At 37.3% G+C, this 25,006-nt stretch carries 28 protein-coding genes, 2 riboswitches and 1 other annotated feature; of the genes, 2 read left to right on the top strand and 26 right to left on the bottom strand.

The genetic code is table 11. The features are described 5' to 3' along the window. Positions 1 to 5: 5 nt before the first annotated feature. Positions 6 to 253: a binding site (T-box leader), on the bottom strand. Positions 254 to 348: 95 nt separating this feature from the next. From AZF08_RS26850 to AZF08_RS26800, 11 genes are all read right to left on the bottom strand, one after another. Continuing rightward, positions 349 to 966 carry an NAD(P)-binding protein gene (locus tag AZF08_RS26850; RefSeq protein WP_033675252.1) on the bottom strand — a complete coding sequence of 206 codons (618 nt, stop codon included), beginning with the start codon at positions 964 to 966 and terminating at the stop codon, positions 349 to 351. Beyond that, entirely contained in the window at positions 941 to 1,693 is a 753-nt protein-coding gene (locus AZF08_RS26845; RefSeq protein ID WP_033675251.1) for a sirohydrochlorin chelatase, read from the bottom strand. Before AZF08_RS26845 ends, AZF08_RS26850 begins: the two co-directional genes overlap by 26 nt. Before the next feature lies 1 nt (position 1,694). Beyond that, positions 1,695 to 2,471 carry a uroporphyrinogen-III C-methyltransferase gene (cobA, locus tag AZF08_RS26840; protein WP_033675250.1) on the bottom strand — a complete coding sequence of 259 codons (777 nt, stop codon included), beginning with the start codon at positions 2,469 to 2,471 and terminating at the stop codon, positions 1,695 to 1,697. Positions 2,472 to 2,555: 84 nt separating this feature from the next. Beyond that, positions 2,556 to 2,768 (bottom strand): DUF3906 family protein, encoded by a 213-nt coding sequence (locus AZF08_RS26835; RefSeq protein ID WP_033675249.1) that lies wholly within the window; start codon positions 2,766 to 2,768, stop codon positions 2,556 to 2,558. 11 nt (positions 2,769 to 2,779) lie between these two features. Beyond that, positions 2,780 to 4,402 (bottom strand): nitrite/sulfite reductase, encoded by a 1,623-nt coding sequence (locus AZF08_RS26830; protein ID WP_033675323.1) that lies wholly within the window; start codon positions 4,400 to 4,402, stop codon positions 2,780 to 2,782. A 13-nt stretch (positions 4,403 to 4,415) separates the two neighbouring features. Further along, positions 4,416 to 5,009 (bottom strand): adenylyl-sulfate kinase, encoded by a 594-nt coding sequence (gene cysC / locus AZF08_RS26825; RefSeq protein ID WP_033675248.1) that lies wholly within the window; start codon positions 5,007 to 5,009, stop codon positions 4,416 to 4,418. 12 nt (positions 5,010 to 5,021) lie between these two features. Next, positions 5,022 to 6,158: a sulfate adenylyltransferase gene (sat, locus tag AZF08_RS26820; protein WP_033675247.1), complete on the bottom strand. Its 1,137-nt coding sequence runs from the start codon at positions 6,156 to 6,158 to the stop codon at positions 5,022 to 5,024. Between the two features lie 45 nt (positions 6,159 to 6,203). Then, positions 6,204 to 6,908, bottom strand: a complete 705-nt coding sequence (locus tag AZF08_RS26815; RefSeq protein WP_033675246.1) for a phosphoadenylyl-sulfate reductase — start codon at positions 6,906 to 6,908, stop codon at positions 6,204 to 6,206. Between the two features lie 85 nt (positions 6,909 to 6,993). Beyond that, positions 6,994 to 7,137, bottom strand: a complete 144-nt coding sequence (locus tag AZF08_RS26810; RefSeq protein WP_003196202.1) for a YezD family protein — start codon at positions 7,135 to 7,137, stop codon at positions 6,994 to 6,996. Between the two features lie 71 nt (positions 7,138 to 7,208). Next, positions 7,209 to 7,316: riboswitch (SAM riboswitch) on the bottom strand. A gap of 143 nt (positions 7,317 to 7,459) precedes the next feature. After that, positions 7,460 to 8,776 carry a diaminopimelate decarboxylase gene (lysA, locus tag AZF08_RS26805; protein ID WP_033675245.1) on the bottom strand — a complete coding sequence of 439 codons (1,317 nt, stop codon included), beginning with the start codon at positions 8,774 to 8,776 and terminating at the stop codon, positions 7,460 to 7,462. A gap of 182 nt (positions 8,777 to 8,958) precedes the next feature. Next, positions 8,959 to 9,140, bottom strand: a riboswitch (Lysine riboswitch). A gap of 88 nt (positions 9,141 to 9,228) precedes the next feature. After that, positions 9,229 to 9,624 (bottom strand): DUF3888 domain-containing protein, encoded by a 396-nt coding sequence (locus AZF08_RS26800; protein WP_033675244.1) that lies wholly within the window; start codon positions 9,622 to 9,624, stop codon positions 9,229 to 9,231. Between the two features lie 219 nt (positions 9,625 to 9,843). On the opposite strand from AZF08_RS26800, the gene AZF08_RS26795 reads away from it, so the two are divergent. Continuing rightward, complete coding sequence (locus tag AZF08_RS26795; protein ID WP_033675243.1) at positions 9,844 to 11,730, top strand: LTA synthase family protein; 1,887 nt, start codon at positions 9,844 to 9,846, stop codon at positions 11,728 to 11,730. Positions 11,731 to 12,025: 295 nt separating this feature from the next. After that, positions 12,026 to 12,733: a CDP-diacylglycerol--serine O-phosphatidyltransferase gene (gene pssA, locus AZF08_RS26790; RefSeq protein WP_033675242.1), complete on the top strand. Its 708-nt coding sequence runs from the start codon at positions 12,026 to 12,028 to the stop codon at positions 12,731 to 12,733. A 32-nt stretch (positions 12,734 to 12,765) separates the two neighbouring features. On the opposite strand, the gene AZF08_RS26785 is transcribed toward pssA, so the two are convergent. The 15 genes from AZF08_RS26785 to leuB all read right to left on the bottom strand — a co-directional run bounded on the left by AZF08_RS26785 (position 12,766) and on the right by leuB (position 24,955). After that, positions 12,766 to 13,719 (bottom strand): 2-hydroxyacid dehydrogenase family protein, encoded by a 954-nt coding sequence (locus AZF08_RS26785; RefSeq protein WP_033675241.1) that lies wholly within the window; start codon positions 13,717 to 13,719, stop codon positions 12,766 to 12,768. A gap of 151 nt (positions 13,720 to 13,870) precedes the next feature. Continuing rightward, positions 13,871 to 14,035 (bottom strand): DUF4025 domain-containing protein, encoded by a 165-nt coding sequence (locus AZF08_RS26780; RefSeq protein WP_063177412.1) that lies wholly within the window; start codon positions 14,033 to 14,035, stop codon positions 13,871 to 13,873. 69 nt (positions 14,036 to 14,104) lie between these two features. Next, positions 14,105 to 15,127 (bottom strand): histidinol phosphate phosphatase domain-containing protein, encoded by a 1,023-nt coding sequence (locus AZF08_RS26775; protein WP_033675240.1) that lies wholly within the window; start codon positions 15,125 to 15,127, stop codon positions 14,105 to 14,107. Positions 15,128 to 15,139: 12 nt separating this feature from the next. Further along, positions 15,140 to 15,463, bottom strand: a complete 324-nt coding sequence (hisE, locus tag AZF08_RS26770; protein ID WP_033675238.1) for a phosphoribosyl-ATP diphosphatase — start codon at positions 15,461 to 15,463, stop codon at positions 15,140 to 15,142. Positions 15,464 to 15,474: 11 nt separating this feature from the next. Next, entirely contained in the window at positions 15,475 to 15,780 is a 306-nt protein-coding gene (gene hisI / locus AZF08_RS26765) for a phosphoribosyl-AMP cyclohydrolase (protein ID WP_033675237.1), read from the bottom strand. After that, the gene (gene hisF, locus AZF08_RS26760; RefSeq protein WP_033675236.1) at positions 15,777 to 16,535 is read right to left on the bottom strand and encodes an imidazole glycerol phosphate synthase subunit HisF; all 759 of its coding nucleotides are present in this window, start codon (positions 16,533 to 16,535) and stop codon (positions 15,777 to 15,779) included. The genes hisI and hisF overlap by 4 nt, the downstream gene beginning before the upstream one ends. Then, entirely contained in the window at positions 16,529 to 17,248 is a 720-nt protein-coding gene (gene hisA / locus AZF08_RS26755; RefSeq protein ID WP_033675235.1) for a 1-(5-phosphoribosyl)-5-[(5-phosphoribosylamino)methylideneamino]imidazole-4-carboxamide isomerase, read from the bottom strand. Before hisA ends, hisF begins: the two co-directional genes overlap by 7 nt. Further along, entirely contained in the window at positions 17,221 to 17,850 is a 630-nt protein-coding gene (hisH, locus tag AZF08_RS26750; RefSeq protein ID WP_033675234.1) for an imidazole glycerol phosphate synthase subunit HisH, read from the bottom strand. The genes hisA and hisH overlap by 28 nt, the downstream gene beginning before the upstream one ends. After that, entirely contained in the window at positions 17,851 to 18,435 is a 585-nt protein-coding gene (hisB, locus tag AZF08_RS26745; RefSeq protein WP_033675233.1) for an imidazoleglycerol-phosphate dehydratase HisB, read from the bottom strand. Next, the gene (gene hisD, locus AZF08_RS26740) at positions 18,435 to 19,724 is read right to left on the bottom strand and encodes a histidinol dehydrogenase (protein WP_033675232.1); all 1,290 of its coding nucleotides are present in this window, start codon (positions 19,722 to 19,724) and stop codon (positions 18,435 to 18,437) included. The genes hisB and hisD overlap by 1 nt, the downstream gene beginning before the upstream one ends. A 12-nt stretch (positions 19,725 to 19,736) precedes the next feature. Beyond that, positions 19,737 to 20,372, bottom strand: coding sequence for an ATP phosphoribosyltransferase (gene hisG / locus AZF08_RS26735; protein WP_033675231.1), 636 nt, complete (start codon positions 20,370 to 20,372; stop codon positions 19,737 to 19,739). Next, a complete protein-coding gene (locus tag AZF08_RS26730) occupies positions 20,348 to 21,610 on the bottom strand; it encodes an ATP phosphoribosyltransferase regulatory subunit (protein WP_033675230.1) in 1,263 nt (420 codons plus the stop codon). Before AZF08_RS26730 ends, hisG begins: the two co-directional genes overlap by 25 nt. Positions 21,611 to 21,940: 330 nt before the next feature. Next, positions 21,941 to 22,519 (bottom strand): 3-isopropylmalate dehydratase small subunit, encoded by a 579-nt coding sequence (leuD, locus tag AZF08_RS26725; protein WP_033675229.1) that lies wholly within the window; start codon positions 22,517 to 22,519, stop codon positions 21,941 to 21,943. After that, positions 22,497 to 23,891, bottom strand: a complete 1,395-nt coding sequence (gene leuC / locus AZF08_RS26720) for a 3-isopropylmalate dehydratase large subunit (RefSeq protein WP_033675228.1) — start codon at positions 23,889 to 23,891, stop codon at positions 22,497 to 22,499. Before leuC ends, leuD begins: the two co-directional genes overlap by 23 nt. Further along, complete coding sequence (leuB, locus tag AZF08_RS26715) at positions 23,891 to 24,955, bottom strand: 3-isopropylmalate dehydrogenase (RefSeq protein WP_033675227.1); 1,065 nt, start codon at positions 24,953 to 24,955, stop codon at positions 23,891 to 23,893. Before leuB ends, leuC begins: the two co-directional genes overlap by 1 nt. Positions 24,956 to 25,006: the final 51 nt, after the last annotated feature.

Here is a 25,006-nt window from a genome sequence, read left to right as displayed (position 1 = left end):
TGCATGTAGAGGACGATATATGTAATAGAATACCGTGGTACCACCTCAATTGGATTAAAAAATCCCACTTGTTCAGGTACAGGAAACATTCCGATACCCTATCCTTTTAACGGCGGAACCCGGGTTGCCTACTAATCTGTTCAGCATACCTCTCGCAAGCCCATTCTGTATATTTTATCGTACCGGGCTCACACCTTTCCCCAGCTCTCTGAACGCATCAAATACACGTACTCTTCTTGCTCATCGATTTCATATATTGAAGTTACTTGTGATTATAGAGTAGATTGCTATATTTGTAAAGAGGAATTTATTTTACATTTCACGCTACCGTTATTACATATATGCCCTCTACCCCATATGTACTCTTTCATCTAATTCTTGTAAAAACATATCCCTTTTTTCCGGATTTTGAACATACATAGTCTTTAACACTTCTTGCAATAAAATATTTTGTTGTTTTTTTTCTATTTTTAATTGCCTCACTTTCATTCGCACTTCATATAAAAAATCAAGATACCCTTCATATGTCTCATCATATTTTACTGCAATATCATCACGAATTTTTTTCGCAAGCTTTGGGCTTGCTCCGCCAGTAGAAACTGCCACATTGAGCTTCCCACGATGAATAGCCGCTGGAAAATGAACATTACCAATCTCCGGATTCGTAATTACATTAACCAGCTGGTTTAAAGATGCATCTTTTGCAATCTTTTCATTCAATACCGGATCACTTGTAGCTGCTACTACTAAAAAAGCATCTTCTAAATCACCTTGTTCATACTCTTTTTGATACCAACGAATCCGCTTAGATTCAACAAGTCTCACTAAACTCGCATCTAATTCACGGCTCACTACAACTATATTTGCCCCCTCTTTTAATAACGGAATAATTTTAAATCCTGCCACTTTCCCTCCACCAATAACCACAACACGTTTCTTTTCAATTCTCACTGTAAGTGGATACATACTCATCTCCCCTTAATATTTCTTCTGTTCGCTGAATTAACACCTCTTGAAATGCACCATTCTGTCCTAAATAAGGTGCGATGGTTATATCTGTTGACCGGTATCCACGTACTTCCTTCTCGATATGTTTCATTAATAATCCTGTAAATAATAAATAAGGTAGAATGACCACATTCTCCTCTTTGCGTTCTACAACTTCTTGTAACTTTTCTTCAAATTTCGGCTCTACCGCCGCTAAGTAACACACTTCCACTTTTCTAATTTTCTCTTTCTTTTCAAATAAAGCAGCTATATATTTAATATCTCGCAACGTTTCAGGATCACTACTGCCCCTTGCAACCAGCAAAATAGTTACTTCTTTTTCATACTCTTGAACACTACTTCCTTTATAAGCAGCCGATACAAGAGTATCGGAAACCCCAAACGGATTTCCATAATCAACCCCAACATTAGGATATTTCTTTTTCAGTTTTTCTAGTTCATACGGGATATCTTCTTTCACATGTCCAGCTGCTAACAAAAAGACCGGAATAACAATAATCTCAGTTGCTCCTCGTTTCACACACGTAGCAAACCCCTCTTCTATAGAAGGGCTCGTCAACTCTAAAAAACAAAATTCTTGAATAAGAGCTGATACACGGTCCATACAAGAAGCAATAAAACTTATCGCTTCCTCTTTCGCTGCTCGCAGCCTACTTCCATGACATACATATAACACGGCCTTCATTTTATAACACTCCGCTTACTGGATACTCATTTTCTGTTTGCTGTTCAAACCAATGAATTTTTTCCCGGAAACGAACAACTTCTCCAATTACAATCATACTCGGATTTTGGATCTGTTCATTTTTAGCAATTGCTACAATTGTCCCTAGTGTACCTGTAACCGTGCGCTGTAATGAAGTGGTCCCCCACTCAATAATAGCAGCTGGTGTATCCTCTTTCTTCCCATATTTTAAAAGCTGTTCACATATATAAGGCAGATTACTGACTCCCATATACACCGCAAGTGTATCGACACCCTTCGCCAAGTTCTCCCATTTCACTTCTTCCTCAGTACCTTCTTTCCGGTGCCCTGTCACAACAGCAAAGCTTGCACTTGCGTCTCGATGTGTTACAGGAATACCAGCATAAGCAGAAGCAGCTATTCCAGCTGTAATACCAGGTACAATTTCAAAAGGAATGCCATGTTTTGCTAACGCTTCAGCTTCCTCACCACCTCTTCCAAATACAAATGGATCTCCGCCTTTCAATCTCGTTACAACTTTTCCTTTCTTTGCATATTTAACGAGAAAGGCATGAATGGTTTCTTGCTTCATCGTATGGTAATTTGGTAGCTTCCCACAATAAATTAAATCTGCATCTGGCTTCGCATAGGCGAGCAATTCTTTATTTACAAGTCGATCATATAAAATCACATCCGCCTTCTCAATGCACTTTACTCCTTTAACAGAAATCAGATCCGGATCCCCCGGTCCTGCCCCAACGATATATACTTTTCCCATCATCTCTCCTCATTTCTACTATAAAGTGAAACTTCCATTCCTATTACGAATAGAAGTCCCTATTCAAATTGGCGTCATTTCGTATTACAATGTTTCCTGTTCATGAATTACAAATGCCGCTCCTTTTCGAATCTTCTTTTTTTCATAGAGAGATATTTCTTTAACTTCTGGTAACGGTAAAAAATACTTCTCTAGTTCTACTTCAACCAACCTGAATGCTTGTTCTTCACTTTGCGCAACGACAACTACAGGAACAATGCCATTTGCTAATACAGCTTCAAAACGATATAAGTCCATATTGTTCCCTCCTAAGATGCAATCACTTCTTCTAAAATATGATTTAACGCTACTTGTAAATCTTCTATCCCAATGCGTCCTACAAATTCATAAAATGTTTCAGCTGGCAGTTTATGTTCTTTAAAGTGCGTTAAAAACGCTGCAAGAACATTCGGCAAGTCCGCCCCATCAATTTTCCCTTTTAACTTTTGGTTATAAGTACCGCCGTCTAGCAATGTGCCACCTACATATATTTCAAAAGCCTCTACAATTCCCTTTTCCTTTGTTTTCAGTTTCACACCTTGCAAACCAATATCTGCGATTTGCCGTTGCCCACATGAATTTGGACACCCTACCATATGAATACGAACTGGAACATCTAGAACAAGCTGTGTATCTAAATAATCCGCAATATTACGCAATCTTTCTTTCGTTTCTACTAATGCCAGGTTACAATACTCAATCCCTGTGCATGATACCGCATATCCTATGAAAGATTTTGGGCTTGCAGAAATAGATTCAAATAATGGTTCTTTTAACAACCCTTCTATATTATCTTCCGGAATATTCGGAATAATGAAATTCTGCGAGTTACACGTACGAATTTCCCCATTTCCATATTGTTTTGCAATTCTAGCAATTTCAAAAAACTCCTGGGAATGCAAGCGACCAACAGGTACATTAAATCCTACGTATGATAAATCACCTTGTTTTTGTTTATGAACGCCGTAGAAATAACCTGCATTCCATCCTTTTAAAGCATCTTTTCCTTTCGCATGTAAAGGCTCTGTATATGCTAATAATTTTTCTTTGAATTTTTCTGGTCCCCAATCGGCCACCAAAAATTTCAAGCGTGCTAAATGTCGTTTTTCGCGATATCCAAAATCACGGAAGACTGTAGCAATTGCAATTGCTACTGATTTCACTTGCTCAGGAAGTATGAATAAATCTAACTCTTGTGCCAAATAAGGCCTTGCAGACAATCCGCCTCCTACGCGTAAATGAAAGCCTTCTACTCTCTTCCCATCAATTTCTTTGATAGCAGGAATAAAGGCAGCACAGTTAATTTCAGCATTTGCTGCATTGTATACATTTGTGCTAATTGACATTTTAAATTTCCGAGGTAAATTTGAGAATTCTTCATTATGTTGAAAGAACTCATATATATCTTTGACAATAGGCGCTGTATCAAAGAGTTCATCACCATCAATACCAGCAAGAGGATTCCCAATAATATTCCTCGTGATATCTCCACACGCACCAGCTGAAGATAACCCTACCTTCTCTAATCTTTTAAAAATATCTGGAATTTGCCCAATTTCTAACCAATGAAATTGAATCGCTTGTCGCGTTGTAATATCTAATACGTCACGCCCATAATCTTCAGCAATTGATGCGAGCACTTCAGCTTGTTCATTTGTAATAATTCCAGACGGAATATTCACACGCATCATAAAATACCCTGCTTCTTTTGGTCTCTGTAAATATAACCCCGCCCATTTAAATGAATCCCACTCTTCTTTTGGGATAGAATCAAATCCATGCTCAGCGTAATAAGGAATATCTTTAAAAATCTCTAGGCCATCTTTTTCTAATTTTTTCTTCTCTGTTGGATTTAACTTTTCATTACTTGCCCACACTTTTTCATAACTCATCATTCATTTCCCCCTATATCAAGCTGCGTTCTTGTAAGTAACCAATAATTTGTTCCGCACATTCTTCAATGGAATACAGATGCGTTTCTACAACCACTTCTGCTTTTTCCGGTTCTTCGTATGGTGAATCAATTCCTGTAAATTGCTTAATATCACCTTGTCTAGCTTTTTTATAAAGCCCTTTCGGGTCACGCTTCTCGCACTCTTCAATCGGACACTTTACAAACACTTCTATAAATTCATCGTTTTCAAGGATATCCCGTACTTGCTGACGATCCACGCGAAACGGTGAAATAAATGCTGTAAGTACAATTGTCCCTTGTTCGATAAACAACTTTGAAACCTCACCAATACGGCGAATATTTTCTGTACGATCACTTTCAGAAAAACCTAAATCCTTATTTAAACCATGACGGATATTATCACCATCTAATACATAATTCCCTATATTTTTTTCAAACAACTTTCTGGCAACCGCATTTGCTACCGTTGATTTTCCAGAAGCTGACAACCCGGTGAACCAAAGAACAAAACTGTGGTGACCACTCTTTTTTCGTCTTTCCTCTTTCGAAACCGACGCTGTATGCCAAGTGATATTTGTATCCATCTTCTTCGCCCCTTATTCTATTACTGCTTCTTGTTGCAAACCATGAATTAATACTTCTACAACTTCTTTACGGCTAAATGTACTTGGCGGAATCTCACCATTTCGCAGCATTTCTCGTACCTTTGTACCTGATAAAATGACATGATCTTCTTTTCCATGTGGACATGTTTTCGTTGAAGCCATTGCTTCACATTTCGTACAGTAAAAACTATGTTCAAAAAAGAGTGGTGTAATCCCTAACTCTTCTACTGTAAAGTTCTTAAAGATTTCCTGCGCTTCGTACGTACCATAATAATTTCCTACCCCAGCATGATCACGGCCTACAATGAAGTGCGTACAACCAAAGTTTTTTCTGACCAGTGCGTGAAATATCGCCTCACGAGGTCCTGCATAACGCATCGCAGCGGGAAATACTCCCAAAAAGACACGATTACTCGGATAATAATTTTTCAAAAGCACTTCATAGCTTTCCATCCGTACATCAGCAGGAATATCATCTGATTTCGTTTCACCGACAAGTGGATTTAAAAATAAACCATCCACAATTTCAAGTGCAGATTTTTGAATGTACTCATGAGCACGATGAACAGGATTTCTCGTTTGAAAACCTACTACTGTCTTCCAACCACGATTTGCAAACGCTGCACGTGTTTCGCTTGGATCTAAATGGTAAGAAGCAAACTTATCATTTTCAAACCGCTTCACCAGCATGATTATTCCTCCAATATACACATTAGGTCGCTCATATAGCTTCTTAACTCCTGGATGAGCTGCATCTATAGTTTTATAAACAAGTAACGCTTCCTTTTCCTTATCCGGTATAAAAATATCTTCTATTTGAATAACACCATATGTGATTCCTTCTTTTACAAGACGAGCCTCTTCTCCAATTTCTAATTGCTCCGCCTTTTCTTCTGTTATTGGTAGTGTAATAGGTATACTCCATACACTACCGTTTGCTAAACGCATTGTTTCTACAACAGATTGGTAATCTTTCTTCTTTAAAAAACCTGTAAGGGGGCTATAACCGCCTGTTGCAAGAAGTTCTAAATCACTTAAAGCAATTTTGTCTAATTCAATTTCCTTTGCGATACCTTTTGTTTCATATGTTTCATCAACACGATTTATCAAAGCATTTATTTCACTCATCTTCCTGTACGCCTCTTTCACATGTATTTAAAATCAATCAAAGCCTTATTGGTAATGAAGGCCACATTCTGTTTTCGTCTTTCCAGCCCATCGTCCGTCCCTTGAATTTCCATCTTCTCCTACAGGTAACGTACACTTTTCACAACCAATACTTGGATAGCCAACGTCGTGCAATGGATTATATGGCAAATTATGTTTATATACGTAACGCCATACCTCTTTCCATGTCCAATGAATGAGCGGACATATTTTAATAGATTGGAAGCGATGATCTTGATTTATAAACTTTGTATGCTTACGCGTTTCAGATTGTTCCCTTCTTAAACCTGATATCCACGCTTTTCCATCCAATAAGGATTTTTCAAGGGGCAAAATTTTTCTTAACTTACAGCAAAGGTTCGGATTATGTTCCCATAAACGATCTCCATACTCTTTTGCTTGTTCTTCAAGTGTCAGCCCAGGCTGTTTTTCCATAATGTCTAACTTCGTAAACCTTTCACGCACTCGCCTAATTAAGTCATACGTTTCCTGAAAATGAACATTTGTATCTAAAAATACAACTTTAGCAGATGGATTTACTTGGTTTATAAGATGTAACAAAACCATCCCTTCAACCCCAAAACTACATGCATATACAATTTCATCTCCATACTCCTTGTAAGCCCACTCTAATACCAGTAACGCACCTTTTGTTTCATCTTCCTCTGAAAAAGAAACAAAATCCTCTTTCCACGTTTCATACGTTAACATTCTCTTTCCCCCTGTAACGTAAAAAGACGGTTTTAATCTAATAAAATAGATTAAAACCGCCTCTAGTTTTTCTAGTCAGCGCTTTTTACTTTAAGCGTACCTTTTCACTTTTCTCAAGCTGAATTACTTTTCCATCTTGTACCACAATTGTAATTGAACCATATTTCATATCAGCAAGCATTGTTTGAATCTTCTCAGCTACTTCGTCAAAATGTCCACGCACTCCCACGAACAGCCCCCCTTTTTCATTCATAAAAAAAATCTTTTCCATTTCGAAAAGACTGTCCGGTAATATATTTTACCTTATCTTCCAAAATGGATGCCATTTTGCTGGATTTAGCACCTTGCTTCTATAAGCAGGTTGCCGAGCTTCATCGGGCCAGTTCCCTTCGCTTCTCTTGATAAGCTTTGTATTTGTATTTTACCACAATTCTGATTTTTTTCAATCCTAGTTTTCCGATATATTTTATATTTTTTTATTTTTTTTAAAGGAGTTGCCCAGATTTGAACAACTCCTTTTGATCCCGCGGATTAACATTTCACTTTATCATTTATACAAGCTCTTTTATACGTATGCGATCGTTCCCAATTATATTTTCATATGTTTCTCGTTCAACAACCACTTGCGATGTTCCCTCTTTCGCAAATACGACAGCAGGTCTACGAATACGGTTATAATTATTCGCCATAGAATATCCATATGCCCCCGTACAAGATACTGCCAACAGATCAGCTGCATGAATTTGAGGAAGTTCGATATCCCAAATCAACATATCCCCGCTCTCACAACACTTTCCAGCAATCGAAACAACCTCTTTTGCTTCTTCATTACCTCGATTTGCTAACATCGCTTCATAACGCGCTCCGTATAAAGCAGGTCTTAGATTATCCGTCATTCCACCATCGACTGAAACATACTTACGAATTCCCGGAATATCTTTTACTGCTCCTACTGTATAAATTGTTGTTCCTGTGTCACCGACAATACTACGACCAGGTTCAATCCATATTTCAGGAAGCGGATAATTATTTCGTGTAAATTGGTCTCTCACCGCATTCGTTACAGCATGCACATATGTTTCAAGTGTAAGTGGTGTATCAGATTCCGTATAGCGAATACCAAAACCTCCACCAACATTTAACACCGTTACTACATAACTAGTCTGTTCTCTTATCTCTTCTAAAAAATGATGCAAGACTTCAATCGCACGTACAAACCCTGCCGTTTCAAAAATTTGCGAGCCAATATGTGAATGAATCCCTAACACATTATAATTCGATTTCTCTAACGCAATTTGAATGGCCTGTATTGCCTGGCCATTCGAAACTCCAAAACCAAATTTCGAATCATCTTGCCCTGTTGTAATATATTCATGTGTATGTGCCTCTACTCCAGGCGTTACACGAACTAATATGTTGACAATTTTTCCGTACTGCATAGCTAAATCGTGCAAGACTTCTAACTCAAAAAAGTTATCAACTACAAAACAACCAATATTCGCTTGCAAAGCCATTACCATCTCTTCTTCTGTTTTGTTGTTTCCATGAAAGTGAATACGCGATGCTGGAAAACCTGCTTGCAAAGCTGTATATAGCTCTCCTCCAGAAACAACATCTAAAGACATGTTTTCTTCACGAGCTATGCGGCACATCTCCATGCACAAGAACGCCTTGCTTGCATATGCTACTTGGTAAGAGAACCCACTTTCGCTGAAAGCACGATGAAATGCGCGGCACTTTCCACGAATGGCAGCTTCATCGTATACATAAAGTGGTGTCCCATATGTTTTTGCTAGCTGCGTTGTATCGCATCCTCCAATTTCTAAGTGTCCTTGCTCATTAATTCGGCTTGTGCCATGTAAATACATTTGAATTCCTCCCTTATTTCCTCTAAAACTCATAACCCCAATCTTTGTCTATTCATTGCAGCACGCTTTTAGGTAAACAAAAAACGCGCGGAACAATGTTCACACGCGTTTCTTATTAGGAATAATGTATATTGAAAAAATAAACGAGTTGTTATCTTCTCAAATAAGAAACCGCATCAACATCTCCAAATAGCTCTCCATAAAATAAATCTTATGACAGTACTACATTTATTCAATGTAGTCCCAATATATGAATAACGTGGTCATTCTTATATTTCGGCAATAGTCCCTTTCAATCTATGATCACAGATTCCACTGAATCTCCCACAGCTTACTCTTTCCTATCGCGGCCTCTACCTTTGAGAGTAGATGAGGTAAGTCTATTTAATTTTCAAACATCTTATGTTGCTATTAACAATACCAAACGAATAATTTATTTGTCAAACAATTTTTTATATTGGTTTTTTGCAATTTAATTTTGTATTATCTGGTAAGCGCTTTACAACTACCTTTGTTACAGTCCATTCCCCCTCATCATTATTAAACGTAATGCTTATTTTTTCAAATGGCGGAAGGATTTTTCCACCTATTCCTGATTCATACTTTGTGACTTCAATTACCGCTTGAAATAAATATGTACCGCTATACAATTTTTTCATGCTAACAATCTTTGGACAATCATATGGTTTTTGTTTTCCATAATGCTTTTCAATCGCGGTATTTATTTGCGGAAATAATACGGAATACAGAGCATCCTCCAATAAGGGAGGATCATATTGCGCCGCAAAAACTGAAGGAGAAGAAAACAATACAAAAACGCTACATATAAAGTAAAATAACTTTTTCATCATAACCCCCGTATCCTAGCATGATATTTTTTTATTATCTCCTACTTAGCTTTTTCTAACCAATTGTACAAAAATCATCCACAATTCTGCTTTGTTTTCGTATAATGGTACACATAGTATAATAATAATGTAGGGCTGTTCGTATATATAAATTGAACTTTCTATCACTAGAAATACAATCACTAGAACCGTCACATCTAGCTAGGAGAGGAGTCTATTATGCTACAACATTTGTTTCCAAAATTACGATTTGCACTTGTTGCAGTCGTTTTATTATGGATCAAAACATATATTGTGTACAAGCTAGCCTTTGATATTAAAATTGATAGTTTCTTCGAAGAAATGATGCTTTTATTTAATCCAATCGCTTCCTTACTCTTATTTTTTGGTCTAGCTCTATTCGCATCCAAATATCGAAATCGAATTATTATCGCAATCAGTTTTGCGCTGTCATTTATTTTATTTGGTAACGCGATGTTTTATGGATTCTATAATGACTTTGTCACATTCCCTGTTTTATTCCAAACGAATAATATGGCTGATTTAGGAACAAGCATTAAAGAACTATTTACGTACAAAACATTACTTCTATTTGCAGATGCAATTATTCTAATGTTTATTTCACGGAAATTCCCAAGTTTTTGTGAGAACACGCCGCTATCTCGCTCTGAAAAACGAAGATTTTTTAGCGGTATAACAGCTCTATTAGCACTACAAATTATCGTTTCTGTCGTTCATAAACCACAATTGTTCTCACGCTCTTTTGATCGTCAAACTGTTGTAAAAAACTTAGGTTTATACACCTATCATCTATTTGATATTACACTTCAGTCTAAATCATCTGCTCAGCGTGTATTTGCAAGTGGTGATAGTTTTTCTGAAATTAAAAACTACGTAAATTCAAAAGATACGCAAGGTAATAAGAGCTTATTTGGAGCCGCAAAAGGAAAAAATGTTATTTTAATTTCGATGGAGTCAACACAAAATTTTGTCATTAACCAAAAAATTGATGGGAAAGAAATTACTCCATTTTTAAATGAGTTTATAAAAGATAGTTATTACTTTAATAACTTCTACCATCAAACAGGACAAGGCAAAACATCCGACGCTGAATTTATTGTCGAAAATTCACTCTATCCATTAGACCGTGGCTCTGTGTTCTTTACTCATGCAAATAATGAATACACTGCAACTCCAGAGCAATTAAAAAAGTATGGATATTATTCTGCTGTCTTCCATTCAAATGATAAGACATTTTGGAATCGTGATATCATGTATCCTGCACTTGGATATGACCGTTACTTTAACTTAAATGATTATATAGGCACGGAACAAATGTCTGTTGGGTGGGGATTAAAAGATAAAGAATTCTTTGAACAATCTATTTCAAAATTGAAATCTTTACCACAACCGTTTTATACGAAATTCATAACATTAACAAATCATTTCCCGTTTCTTCTCAACCCAGAAGATCAATATATCAATGAATACAATTCTGAGAGTGGTGTTTTAAATCGTTATTTCCCAACGGTTCGCTATACAGATGAAGCTCTTAAACTATTTATTAACCGATTAAAAGAAGAAGGTTTATACGATAATTCCATTATTGTTATTTATGGAGATCATTATGGAATTTCTGAAAATCACAATGCGGCTATGGCCCAATTTCTTGAACAAGAAACCATAACCCCATTTGATTCTATGCAATTACAACGTGTGCCGCTCATTATTCATGTTCCTGGTCAAGAAGGAAAAGTCATTTCTAAAGTGTCTGGACAAATTGATATCAAACCGACATTACTTCATTTACTTGGTGTTAAAACAAATAAATCTATTGAATTTGGAACTGATTTATTCACCAAAAATGACCATCCACTTATGGTGATGCGCGACGGAAGTTTCGTAACAAACGATTATATTTACACAAAAAATATATGCTATAAAAAAAGTACAGGCGAACCTATTGATTCAGCGATATGTCAGCCATATATCGAAAAAGCAAAAACAGAATTAAATTACTCTGATAAGCTTATTTATGGTGATTTATTACGATTTGATCCAAGTAATTCATACAAAACAGGAGCAATGATAACTAAATTTGAATAATTTAAGAAGCACCCTCAAATGATAACAGTCGAGGGTGCTTCTTTTTCAACTATATTCACCTATAATTTTTTGAAAGAAATTACACAAAAAAGGAATCACTATAAAATTCCGATTCGTTCATTCTAATACTCAATAAGGATTGAAAAAATTTTTTCAATCCCCACCTGTTTTCTTTATGAAATCTTTCACAAAATGGGAATTTTTTCGTACGAAGAAAGAAATTTATGGTATGATAAAATACATAAACTTTCATAAACTAATTAAGAATTCATAACAGAAAGCAAGGGATCAGATTTTGTATAGAGCAGCAATTCCAAACCTATTTACGCTCGGAAATTTATATAGTGGTTTTTTATCAATCGGCTATGCATCTTTAGGATACTATAAGTCGGCTGCTATTTTAGTACTAATCGGGATGATGTTAGATAGTCTTGATGGTCGCGTTGCTCGTTTATTACGTGTTGATTCACAAATGGGAAAAGAGCTTGATTCACTCGCAGATGTTGTAACATTTGGAGCTGCACCTGCTGTTTTAATGTACTATACATCATTTTCTAACTATGGGATTATCGGACTATACATAGCGGGGCTATTCCCTCTTTTTGGGGCATATCGCTTAGCAAGATTCAATGTTACGCCTTCATCGACTTCGATGAAATATTTCACCGGCGTTCCCATTACTGCGGCTGGAGGACTTGTTGCGTTCTTAACATTGTTTTCACATACCATTCCAAAAATTGTTCTCATTACAGTATTTGTAACGTTTGCATTTTTAATGGTAAGTCGCATTCGTATCCCAAGTTTAAAAGATGTACCAATCCCACGCTATAGTATTATTATTACACTATTTTTGATTGGAATTATTTATACAATGTATAGAACAAGCTTTGGCAACATTTCTGTATTTCTGTTTATTGCCATCCCACTTTATATTTTGTATATGTCATCTCAATTTATTAGACAAAGACCCTCTCATAAAAAACGAGCAAATAAAGAAAAATAAGAAAAAACCTTCCTCGGTAGGAAGGTTTTTTCTTATTTTGTTACCAATATTTTTTGATTCACAGGCGTTAATGCCTCTTCCCCATCTAATACAGATAAAATATTTCGCACTGCCATTTCAGCCATTGCATCACGTGTTTCAAACGTCGCATTTCCAACATGCGGAGTAAGAACCACGTTTTTCAATCCTTTTAATCGCTCTGTAATTTTCGGTTCAAACTCGAATACATCTAGAGCTGCACCTTCAATTTCATTTGTTTCTAACGCATGTGCAAGTGCTAGTTCATTCATAATTGGACCACGTGCAGCATTTACAATATAAGCTGTTTTCTTCATCATTTTAAATTGTTCTTCATCAATCATATGATGTAAACTCGGGCTATACGCACAGTTAATCGTAATAAAGTCTGCTGTTTGTAATAGTTCTTCTAACGTTACATACATTGCTTCTAACTCGCATTCAGCTTCTTGTTTACGATTTGGACCTGTATAAATAACATTCATCCCAAATGCCTTTGCACGTTTTGCAACTGCTTTTCCAATTTCCCCAAGGCCAATTACTCCGATTGTTTTCCCGTATACTTCTCGTCCAAGGAAAAATAACGGTGCCCACCCATTAAATCCAGTCGTACGACATAACGTATCCCCTTCAGGAACTCTTCTCGCCACTGCTAAAAGAAGAGCAAATGTTAATTCTGCTGTTGCTTCTGTGGACACTTTTGGTGTATTTGTAACTGCAATTCCTTTCTCTGCTGCGTGTGTGTAATCAATATTATCGTAACCTGCGCCATAGTTAGCAATGATTTTTAAATTTGGCGCTGCATCAATGACCTCTTTTGTTACCTTAGTAGAAAGTAAACTTAGTAATGCATCTTTTTCCTTTACACGTTCTGTTAATTCTTCTTTATCGTACACTTCTACATCATGCCCCTGTAATAATTGTAATCCGATTTCTGGAATTTTTCCTGCTACTAATATTTTCGCCACTAATAAGCACCTCTTTTATTTGAAAATGAAAACTTCTATATGTTTTATTGTAAAAAATCCATGTCAAAAAAGCCAAGGAATTTGATTATAGTTTTGAAAATCGACACTTCTTCCCACAAATAAAGAGGAGATGCATACATCCCCTCTTTACTTATTGTTCTTCACTTGATTGTTTTCCAAGCTTTGCATCAATCGTACCTTCTGCTACTGTATCACTAATTTGCTCTTGTACAACTGAATCGACTTCCTCATTCGTTTTGGAAGTATAACTCTGATTCGTCACTTTCATATTCTGTTTGTTTTGTTGTTTTTCCATTTAAAACCCTCCTTTGTCATGCTTACTTATTTTGAGCTAAAAGAAAGGTTTTCATCACAAAATCATTTTTTACTTTGAAATAGTTGTTGATCCCTCTTCCAGCAACTGCATCGTTCTTATCCGTTTGGAAAATGTAGCAATATGAGAAATACCATGATTACGCAATGTTTTCACATTCTCCTCGATATACCTTCCTAAATCATTTGGATAATGAGCATCTGACGAGAGGGTAATCGGCACTTGATGCTGCGCTAAAATTTGTAAATAAAGAGGACTTGGACACACCTCACGCACAGGATAACGATAATATAATCCTGCATTCACTTCCGTAGCTGTATCTGTTTCAAGTAATGCATTTGCAATTTTCTCATAATATGGAAGCTGATTATTTTCATCTAATCGATAATTAAATACTTTTATATTATCGAGATGCGCTACAATATCAAATAATCTAGAGCGAACAGCTTTTTCAACTGTTGCAAAAAACGTATCATACAGTGTATGTAGACTATGACTCTCAAAATATTCTTTCGTATCTGGGTTATCAAATCCCCATCCATCTATAAAATGGACAGAACCAATGACATAATCCCAATCCCCCAATGCTAATAACCCTTCCAATTCTCGTTCTCCATCAATAAAATAATCCGCTTCAATTCCAAGTCGCAGTGTTACTCCGCGTTTTCTCCAGCGCTCCTTTGCCTCTTGAATCGCCTTTGTAAAATCATAAAGCGATGCTACCCGCACTTGATTTAACCATTCTTTCTGCAAGCAACCGAGTTTTGACTCACTAATATCTACATATTTTTCGTAATATTCCTTTGCCTCATAAAAGCGATAGAGATGATCAACAATACCAACTTCTTTCATTCCTTTTCGAAGCGCTTCTTCTAAGAATAAATCAATCCATTCCACTGTAAATGGCCCTTCCTGCACACGCTTTTGCAAACGTTCTTGTGTTTTCATAAGCCATTCAATGGAATGCTTTTCTTCTTTGAGTGGTTTATAATGCGCTAGTGCTTCATTTATTCTCGTCAACCACCGCATTGAATATGGTCCCTCTTCTAAATGAAGATGATAATCCACTTTCATCCTCTCTCCCCCTTATAATGTATCAATTTCTTTACGCTCTCCGGCTTTCGATAACTTCCCTTCTCTTGATTTCACTTCCTTTAACACATCTTCTAACGAAATATTTTTTTCAGCTAACAAAACAAAGCAGTGATAAAAAACATCGACCATTTCTTTTACAAGTTCTTCTTTATTATCATTTTTCGCAGCAATTACAACCTCTGTACACTCCTCCCCTATTTTTTTCAAAATTTTATCCTCACCTTTTGCAAATAAATAATTTGTATATGACTCAGGCACTGGACTTACTTTCCGCTCCCTGATTGTTTCAAACAAAGATTTCAATACATCTTCCATCATCAGGCCTCCTATATAATTTTATGATGAAAACATGTTTTCTTACCTGTATGGCACGCTGGTCCAACTTGCTTTACAATCATTACAATTGCATCTTGATCACAATCTAAATAAAGAGACCTGACATATTGAACATGACCTGATGTTTCCCCTTTGTTCCATAATGTTTGCCTTGAGCGTGAATAGAACCATGTATTTTTTGTTTCTACTGTTTTTTCGTATGCTTCTTCATTCATATAAGCTAACATTAATACTTCACTTGTCTCCTCATCTATCACAACAGCTGGCAAGAGCCCTTTTGAAAAATCAGGTCTCATAATCTCACCTCAACTTTCACCTCTCGTAATTTTCGCTTCACTTCTTGTACCGTAGACTCACCATAATGAAAAATAGATGCCGCTAAAGCTGCATTTGCCGATGTTTTTTGAAACACTTCTACAATATGTGCAGCATTTCCACATCCTCCCGAAGCAACGACTGGTACAGAAACATTTTTAGAAATTTCTTCTGTCAAACGAAGATCATAACCATCCTTCGTTCCATCAGCATCCATACTTGTGAGCAAAATTTCACCTGCGCCTAGTTCAGCAGCTTGCTTTGCCCACTCAATCGCATCAATCCCCGTATCAACCCGGCCACCATTTACATATACGTTCCATTTGTTCTCTTTTACTCTCCTTGCATCAATTGCTACCACAATACATTGCGAACCAAAATGTTCAGCACCTTCCCCGATTAACGTTGGGTTTCGCACCGCAGCTGAGTTAACCGAAACTTTATCAGCACCTGCTCTTAGCAAAGTATACATATCTTGAACAGTTGAAATACCTCCCCCAACTGTAAGAGGAATAAATACTTTTGACGCCGTTTTTTCTACAACATCCACAATCGTTTTTCTACCTTCATGCGTTGCTGTAATATCCAAAAAAACAATTTCATCTGCACCTGCCTGATTGTACAAGCCAGCTATTTCAACAGGATCCCCTACATCTTGTAACCCTACAAAATTCACACCCTTTACAACGCGGCCAGCCTTTACATCTAAACAAGGAATAATTCGCTTTGCTAACATAACTTTGTTACCTGCAAAGCGAATTCTAAGTCGATTGTTTTTTCATAGAGCGCCTTACCGATAATTACACCGTACATATTCATCGCATTCAACTTTTCCACATCTTGGAGTGAAGATACCCCGCCCGAAGCAACAATACGAATTGACACTGCTTCTTGTAGCAACCGTAATTGTTCAAAATTCGGTCCGAGAAGCGTGCCATCTTTCGAAATGTCTGTAAAAATAATCGTTTTCACACCTACACTCTCCATTTGTTTCGCAAGTTCAATGTAAGAAATTTCAGATATATCAAGCCACCCTCTCGTTGCAACATAACCATTTTTCGCATCAATACCAACAACAATATTCTCTCTGTATAAACGAGCTGCTTCTTCTAAAAATGAACGGTCATACAAAGCAGCCGTTCCTAAAATAACTTTTTTTACACCTACTGATAACAACATTTCAACTGCTGCAAGAGACCGTACTCCCCCTCCAACTTGCACTGGAATACGAACTGTTTTACATATATCTTCAATGACAGACAAGTTTACCGCTTGCCCAGCAACCGCCCCATCTAAATCAACAATGTGTAACATTTTCGCCCCTAGTTGTTCGAATAACACTGCTTGCGCCACCGGATTTTCATTCATCACTGTTTCTTTGTTGAACTCTCCTTGATAAAGCCGAACACATCGCCCTTCTTTTAAATCGATCGCTGGGAAGATTTCCATACCTCTACCACTCCTTTAAAATTTCTTAGCATTTGTATTCCAATTTCACCACTTTTTTCAGGATGAAATTGCAATCCGAGTATATTCCCTTTTGCTACAAAACCTGGAATCTCAATTCCATATTCACTACTCCCGCAAACAAGATCACTTGGACAATCTGCATAATAAGAATGAACATAGTATACAAATGAATTGTCTTCCACTTCATTCCAAAGCGGTATTTCTCTTGTTTTCTTTAATTGATTCCATCCCATATGTGGTATTTTATAAGGGACTTTTAATTTTCGAATCACCCCTGGCAACAAACCAAGTCCCATAGAGTTCTTTATTTCATCACTTTCGGCAAATAAAAGTTGCATACCTAGACATATCCCAAGTAACGGTTTCCCCGATTTCCCACTTTCTTGTAGTACCGAAACAAGATTTTTTTCCTTTAAAGCATCCATTGCTTTCGGGAAGGCACCCACTCCTGGTAAGATAACACCATGACTTTCCATTATTTTCTTTTCGTTATCCGTAACAGTATATTTTGCTCCAATACATGTTAGCGCTTGTTCCACACTTCGAATATTCCCCATCCCATAATCTATAATTGCAATCAATTACAACATTCCTTTCGTAGAGTTTACACCGACAATCTTTTCATTCTTATCTACAGCTTCCCTAAGCGCGCGTCCAAACGCTTTAAACAAAGCTTCAATTTTGTGATGTGTATTACTTCCATATAGAATACGTGCATGCAATGTAATATTTGCAGCATGAGCAACCGCCCGAAAAAACTCTTCTGTTAACTCCGTATCAAAATCTCCTAATTTCGGGTTTGTTAGCTCACCTTGAAATACAAGATAAGACCTCCCGCTTATATCAATTGCCACAAACCCTAATGACTCATCCATTGGTACATATGCTGCACCGTAGCGGTTAATGCCCTCTTTATTTTGCAATGCTTCTTTTAAGCAATTTCCGAGCACAATTCCAACATCTTCAACAGTATGATGAGCGTCAACAAATACATCTCCCGAAGCTGCAATTTGCAATCCAAATCGACCATGTTTTGCAAACAAAGTTAGCATATGATCAAAAAATCCAACGCCCGTTTGAATAGAAACATCTGCACTTTCATCTAGTTGTAAACTTAGTTTAATTTTTGTTTCTGTCGTTCCCCGCTCTTGACTTGCCTGTCGCATTATTTTTCCTCCTCAAATCGAATTTGAATTGCTCTGGCATGCGCATGTAAACCTTCTTTATCTGCAAGATTTATGATGTGATGCTGTACGCTTTTTAAAGCTTCTTTCGTATAGGAGACAAAACTTGATTTTTTCACAAAGTCATCCACTGATAACGGCGAAAAGAAACGTGCTGTTCCACTTGTCGGCAATACATGATTCGGTCCTGCAAAATAATCTCCAAGTGGTTCTGGTGCATATGGACCAATGAAGATAGAACCTGCGTGCTTTACATAAGCTAAAGCATTCAGCGGCTCATTTATATGTAACTCTAAATGCTCCGGTGCTATTTCATTCGATAATTGAAACGCATCTTCTAGCGATGGTACAATAAGGATTGCTCCATTTCGTTCAATGGATTCACGAGCTATCTCACTCCTCGGTAATGCCCGAAGCTGTACTTCTATTTCTCTTTCTATTTCTTTCGCTAGCGTTGCATTTGTTGTAATACAAATCGCTGTCGCTCTAATATCATGTTCCGCTTGTGATAATAAATCAGCAGCAATAAATGATGCGTTCCCTGTTTCATCTGCGATTACCACAATTTCTGATGGACCAGCAATCATATCAATATTCACTACCCCATATACTTCTCTCTTTGCAAGAGCAACATATACATTTCCTGGCCCAACAATCTTATCCACTTTAGGAATCGATTCCGTTCCATATGCCAAAGCTGCAATTGCTTGAGCGCCACCTACTGTATAAATTTCGTCTACACCAGAAAGTTTTGCAGCTACTAAAATATGAGGATCTACCCCGCCCCTTCCTGGTGGTGTCACCATTACAACTTTCTGAACACCAGCAATTTTAGCTGGCAATACATTCATAAGTACGGATGAAGGATATGCTGCTGTTCCTCCTGGTACATATACACCAACCGTTTCTAGCGGCCGAATGATTTGTCCGCGAATGATTCCTTCTTTTTCACAATCAAAAATAGACTGCCTCTTTTGTTTTTCATGGTATGATATGATATTTTTCTTTGCCTCTTGCAACGCCTCTAGAAATGAACTCGATACATCTTTACTTACATTCTCTATTTTTTCTTTTGCCACACGCCATTCTGCTATCTCAATACCATCAAACTCTTTTGTATATGAAAATAACGCTTCATCTCTTCTTTCTCCCACTTTTTGAACAATTTCTCTTACACGCAATTGAACAGTTTCTTCTATTATATTGGCGCGTTCTCTTAACAACTTTATTCTAGATAATGCTTCTGTAAATTCTTCATAAATAATCTCCATTACGCCCCTCCTTTATTTTCCTTCAGCAATGATACACTCCATCTTTTTTATAACACTGAATATTTCGTCTTTTTTAGTTTTTAAAGCAGCTTTATTTACAATCATTCGAGCAGATATGGAATGCATTTCTTCAAATACAATTAAGCCATTTGCTTTCAATGTTTTACCAGTTTCTACAATATCAACAATGGCATCTGCTAATCCAAGAAGCGGGGCGATTTCTACAGAACCTTCTATTTTAATAATTTCTACATCCACGCCCTTATCACGAAAATAATTAGAAGTAATATGTGGATATTTTGTAGCAATTCTCTTTTTCCGATAACCTGCCGGATTATATGTCGGAATCGATGCAACACAAAACTTACAGCACCCCACCTTCAAATCCACCATTTCATATATATCTTTCTCATATTCCATTAAAATATCTTTTCCAACAACCCCTATATCTGCAACACCATGTTCTACATAAGTTGCAACATCAACCGCTTTAACTAGAATAAATGAAATATTGGTATTCGCACTTTGGAACACAAGTTTTCTTCCTTTATCCATAATTTCTGAACAATCAATCCCAATTTTCTCGAAAAGCGGAATGACATGCTTCTCAAGTCTTCCCTTTGTTAACGCAATTTGAATGTTACGCACGAAGCTTCCCCTTCTTTCTGCATCATCCATTTTTCTTTCCAAACATATTCCACTAACGATTCTCCTGCTACTTCAATTACAGTTGTGATCCTATTCTTTCTTGCAAATTGAAAGGTGTCTTGCAAACTATCAAATAAAGATAGCTCCACTTTCCACCCATCTTTTTGAAGTAAATTGCATAACCTTTCAGCCTCCGCTAACCAGTCCAAGGTATAATAAATCATCACGTCTAGTTGCTTTCGCTTTACTGATTCTTGTTGTTCCTGCAGTGCCCTAACAATTTGATTTACTTGTACAGCTAACCCAACAGCTGGCGCCATCTCGCCAAAATTCCCAATCAATTCATCATATCTTCCCCCGCTCACAATTTCTTCTCCAATCTCATATATATACCCCTTAAAAATAACTCCTGTATAATAATGGAGATGTTGAATCATCCCTAAATCAATTGATATATATGAGCCATATCCTAACTTCCCAATCGTTTTATAAATTTCTTTTATCCGCGCGATTGCTTGCCTCATTTCGTCATTAGAAGCAAGTTTTTCTGCCTCCTCAATTACCTCCAGCTTTCCAAATAATCTTGGTAATTTCTCAAGTAATCGTACTGTCTCATCACTTCGATCTAAATTTTTCTCTTGTAAAAAATTCGATAAAGCCGCATAATTTTTACTTTCTATATACGTGCGCAATAACATCTCTTCTTCTTCCTTAAACGAAAGTTTTTTGATAATGCACTTATATAACTGAACTTGACCTAATTCAATTGTAAAAGAATGCATCCCTACTCCTTGAAGTGCTTGAATTACACTTACAACACATTCTATTTCAGCTCGCACGTTATCAATCCCAATGATTTCAATCCCCGTTTGAATGATCTCATTATATTTTCCAGAAAGTGATTCATTTGCTCGAAACACATTCCCGCTATATGTTACTTTCACAGGAGAATCTCCACCATGCGTGCCAATTACCCTCGCTAAGGGAATCGTCATATCTGGACGTAAAACGATAATACGTCCCTGCTGATCAAAAAATTTATACATTTTCTCCTCATCTATCGGGCGGTTTTGAAACGAAAACACATCATAAAATTCAATCGTAGGCGTTCTAACCTCCTCATATCCTCTTTCTAAAAAAGTACGTCTTAGCTTTTGTTCAGTTTCTTCAATTAATGTACATTCTTCAAATACATAGTCCCTTGTTCCATTTGGATTTGCTCGCTTCCACTTTGTCATATAACATCACACTCCCTTTCCCTTCTAATGTATGCCCACCGTAGCCATCACGAACAAAATAAAAAGAGCCTTGTAGAAAAAATACCTACAAGGCTCTTTCATAGAGTGTAGGTACAATGGGAATAACCCTTGTACCTACACGTTGTTCACGCTAGGATCAAGGGTTTATGTATGATGATGTAGTTGTGTAAGCATATTGATAGATTGTACTGTAAACATAATCCTTACTCCCCTTCTCCTCTTATTTTCACATAGTATATAACACTAAATTCAGAAAGTAAATACAATTCGAACCTTATATTCATTTTTTATTACAGCTCGCTCAAAAATCTAGTGAGCTATTTTTTGTTCGTATTCTTGAATTTTTTGTTCATATTGCATCGTGATTCCGATCTCATCTAAACCATTTAATAACTTATCCTTCCACATCTTTTCAATCGTAAAAGGAAACCGATGCTGCGGTGTTGTAATGATTTCATTCTCTAAATCCACTTCTATTACAGCCCTCGGCTCAAAATCCGCAAGCTTTTCACGCATTTCTTTTTCCATCACAATCGGAAGCATGCCATTCTTCATACAGTTCATATAAAAAATATCTGCAAATCCTCCTGCAATAATAACCCGGAATCCATAATCAGCAAGTGCCCATGGCGCATGTTCTCTTGAAGAACCACAACCAAAATTATCTCCCGAAATAAGTATGCTTGCCCCTTTTCTCTCCGGCGCATTTAGTGGAAAATCAGGATTTTCTTGGCGATCATTGTTGTATCGCCACTCATCAAATAAAAACTGTCCAAATCCTGTTCTTTCTATCCTCTTTAAATATTGTTTTGGAATAATTTGATCTGTATCAATGTTGTCATTCATAAGCACTGCAACAGTTCCTTTATGAATACGAAATGGCTCCATCATAGCTCTCCTTTCTCACATCCACGAAATGACCATATAACGCTGCAGCTGCAGCCATCGCTGGACTTACAAGATGTGTCCTTGCCCCTTTTCCTTGTCTTCCTTCAAAGTTACGATTAGAAGTGGATGCGCAATGTTCCCCTTCAGGTACTTGATCTGGATTCATTCCGAGACACATAGAACATCCAGGCTCTCTCCACTCAAATCCAGCTTCTTCAAATATATGGTGTAATCCTTTTTTCATCGCCGCTTCTCTCACACTTTTTGATCCCGGTACAACAAGTGCACGTACACCATCTTTTACTTTTTTTCCTTTTACAACAGCTGCGGCGATTTCTAAGTCTGATAAACGAGAATTCGTACAAGAACCGATGAAAACGTGTCTTACTGGGATTTCAAATACACTTTGCCCCGGTTCAAGCCCCATATACGCAAAAGCTCTTTCGTCATTTTCATCATTTTTTCCTGGTAACTGCTCATCAATACGAATGCCCATACTTGGATTTGTTCCCCACGTTACATAAGGTGCTAATTTTGTAACATCTATCGAAAAACACATATCATAGATTGCATCTAAATCTGTATAAAGTTCACTCCACTTTGCTACTGCAAGTTCAAACTCTTTCGGCGCATACTCACGCCCTTTTACATAAGCAAATGTTTTCTCATCTGGCGCTATAATCCCTGCTTTTGCTCCACCCTCAATTGCCATATTACAAAGTGTCATCCGTTCTTCCATTTCCATATCTGCAATTGCTTCTCCATAAAACTCCATAACGTATCCAGTTCCAATTGCTACTCCATATGTGGCGAGAAGGTGTAAGATAATGTCTTTTGCGTATACTCCTTTTGGCAATTTTCCTTTTAATTCAATTCCCATTGCTTTTGGTTTTCGTTGCCACAATGTTTGAGTGGCTAGTACATGTTCCACTTCACTCGTCCCTATCCCAAATGCTAGTGCTCCAAACGCACCATGGGTTGCCGTATGACTGTCCCCACATACAATTGTCTTGCCTGGCTGCGTCAGTCCAAGTTCCGGACCAATAACATGAACAATCCCTTGTGATTCATCACCAATATCCGCTAATGGAACATGAAATTGTTTACAATTTTCCCGAAGCGTATCTAATTGCTGTTTTGCAATGTGATCTGTAATATTCCAAACATCCTTTGTTGGAATATTATGATCCATCGTTGCAAACGTTAAATCCGGTCTCCGAACAGCCCGATTTACAAGCCGCAAGCCTTCAAAGGCTTGCGGTGACGTCACTTCATGCACGAGATGGAGATCAATATATAATAAATCTAATCCATTTTCATTTGTAGCAACAACATGTCTTTCCCACAGCTTATCTAACAGCCTCTTTCCCATTATCTTCCTCTCCCAACTAGCGCTTGTTCTTCCATCTCTTGAAGCACAGCTTTTGTAAACGAAGATGTCGTTTCATTCCCACCTATATCCGCTGTACATTTTCCCGAACGAAGAACTGCAGAAATCGCTGATTCAATTGCGTATCCTTCTCTTCTTAATTCAAATGATTGCTCAAGCATCATTGCAACAGAGCGCATCATTGCGATTGGATTTGCTCTATTTTTCCCTGCGATATCTGGTGCTGATCCATGAATTGGTTCATACAATGACGGACCGTTCTCCGCATGACTTGCTGATGGAAGCATTCCGAGTGATCCTGCTAATACAGAAGCCTCATCACTCAAAATATCACCAAATAAATTCTCCGTTACAATAACATCAAACCGACCTGGATTACGAATCAACTCCATCGCTGCGGCATCTACTAAAATATGCTCAATCTCTACCTCTGGATAACGAAGCGCTACTTCTTCTGTAACTAATCTCCATAGTTTACTTGACTCTAAAACATTTGCTTTATCGATAGAAGTGACTTTTTTACGCCGTTTACTTGCTAGTTGAAAAGCATAAGAAACAATACGTTCAATCTCATGACGATGATAAGTAAGTGTATCTGTTGCTACTGCTTCTGTTCTTTCTTTTGGAAAAGAGAAGTAAATCCCACCTGTTAATTCCCGAACAACAACAAAATCAACTTCATCAGCTACCTTTAATGGAGATAAGTGAGATGTTTCAGCATCTACGGTAACAGGACGAACATTCGCAAATACACCAAGCCCTTTTCGAAGAGCGAGTAACCCTTTTTCTGGTCGTTCTTTCGCCTCATCCCACCTAGGTCCACCAACCGCTCCTAGTAACACTGCATCACTTGCTAAACATGCTGCAAGTGTTCTTGATGGCAATGGTTGCCCAAGTGAATCAATGGCAGCCCCGCCAAACTGTTCATCTTGTAAATAAAAGCGATGACCATATAATCTTTCAATCATGTGTAATACTTCTTTAGCACTCTCCATAATTTCTGGTCCAACACCATCACCCGCTAAACAAACGATACGTTTTTCCAAATTATAAGCACCCCTTTATTTATGTTTTTAATTTTCAGAATATAAATTTGA

This window comes from Bacillus gaemokensis, from assembly GCF_001590835.1.
Classification (GTDB): Bacteria; Bacillota; Bacilli; order Bacillales; family Bacillaceae_G; genus Bacillus_A; species Bacillus_A gaemokensis.
This window is presented reverse-complemented; position numbering and strand designations above follow the sequence as displayed.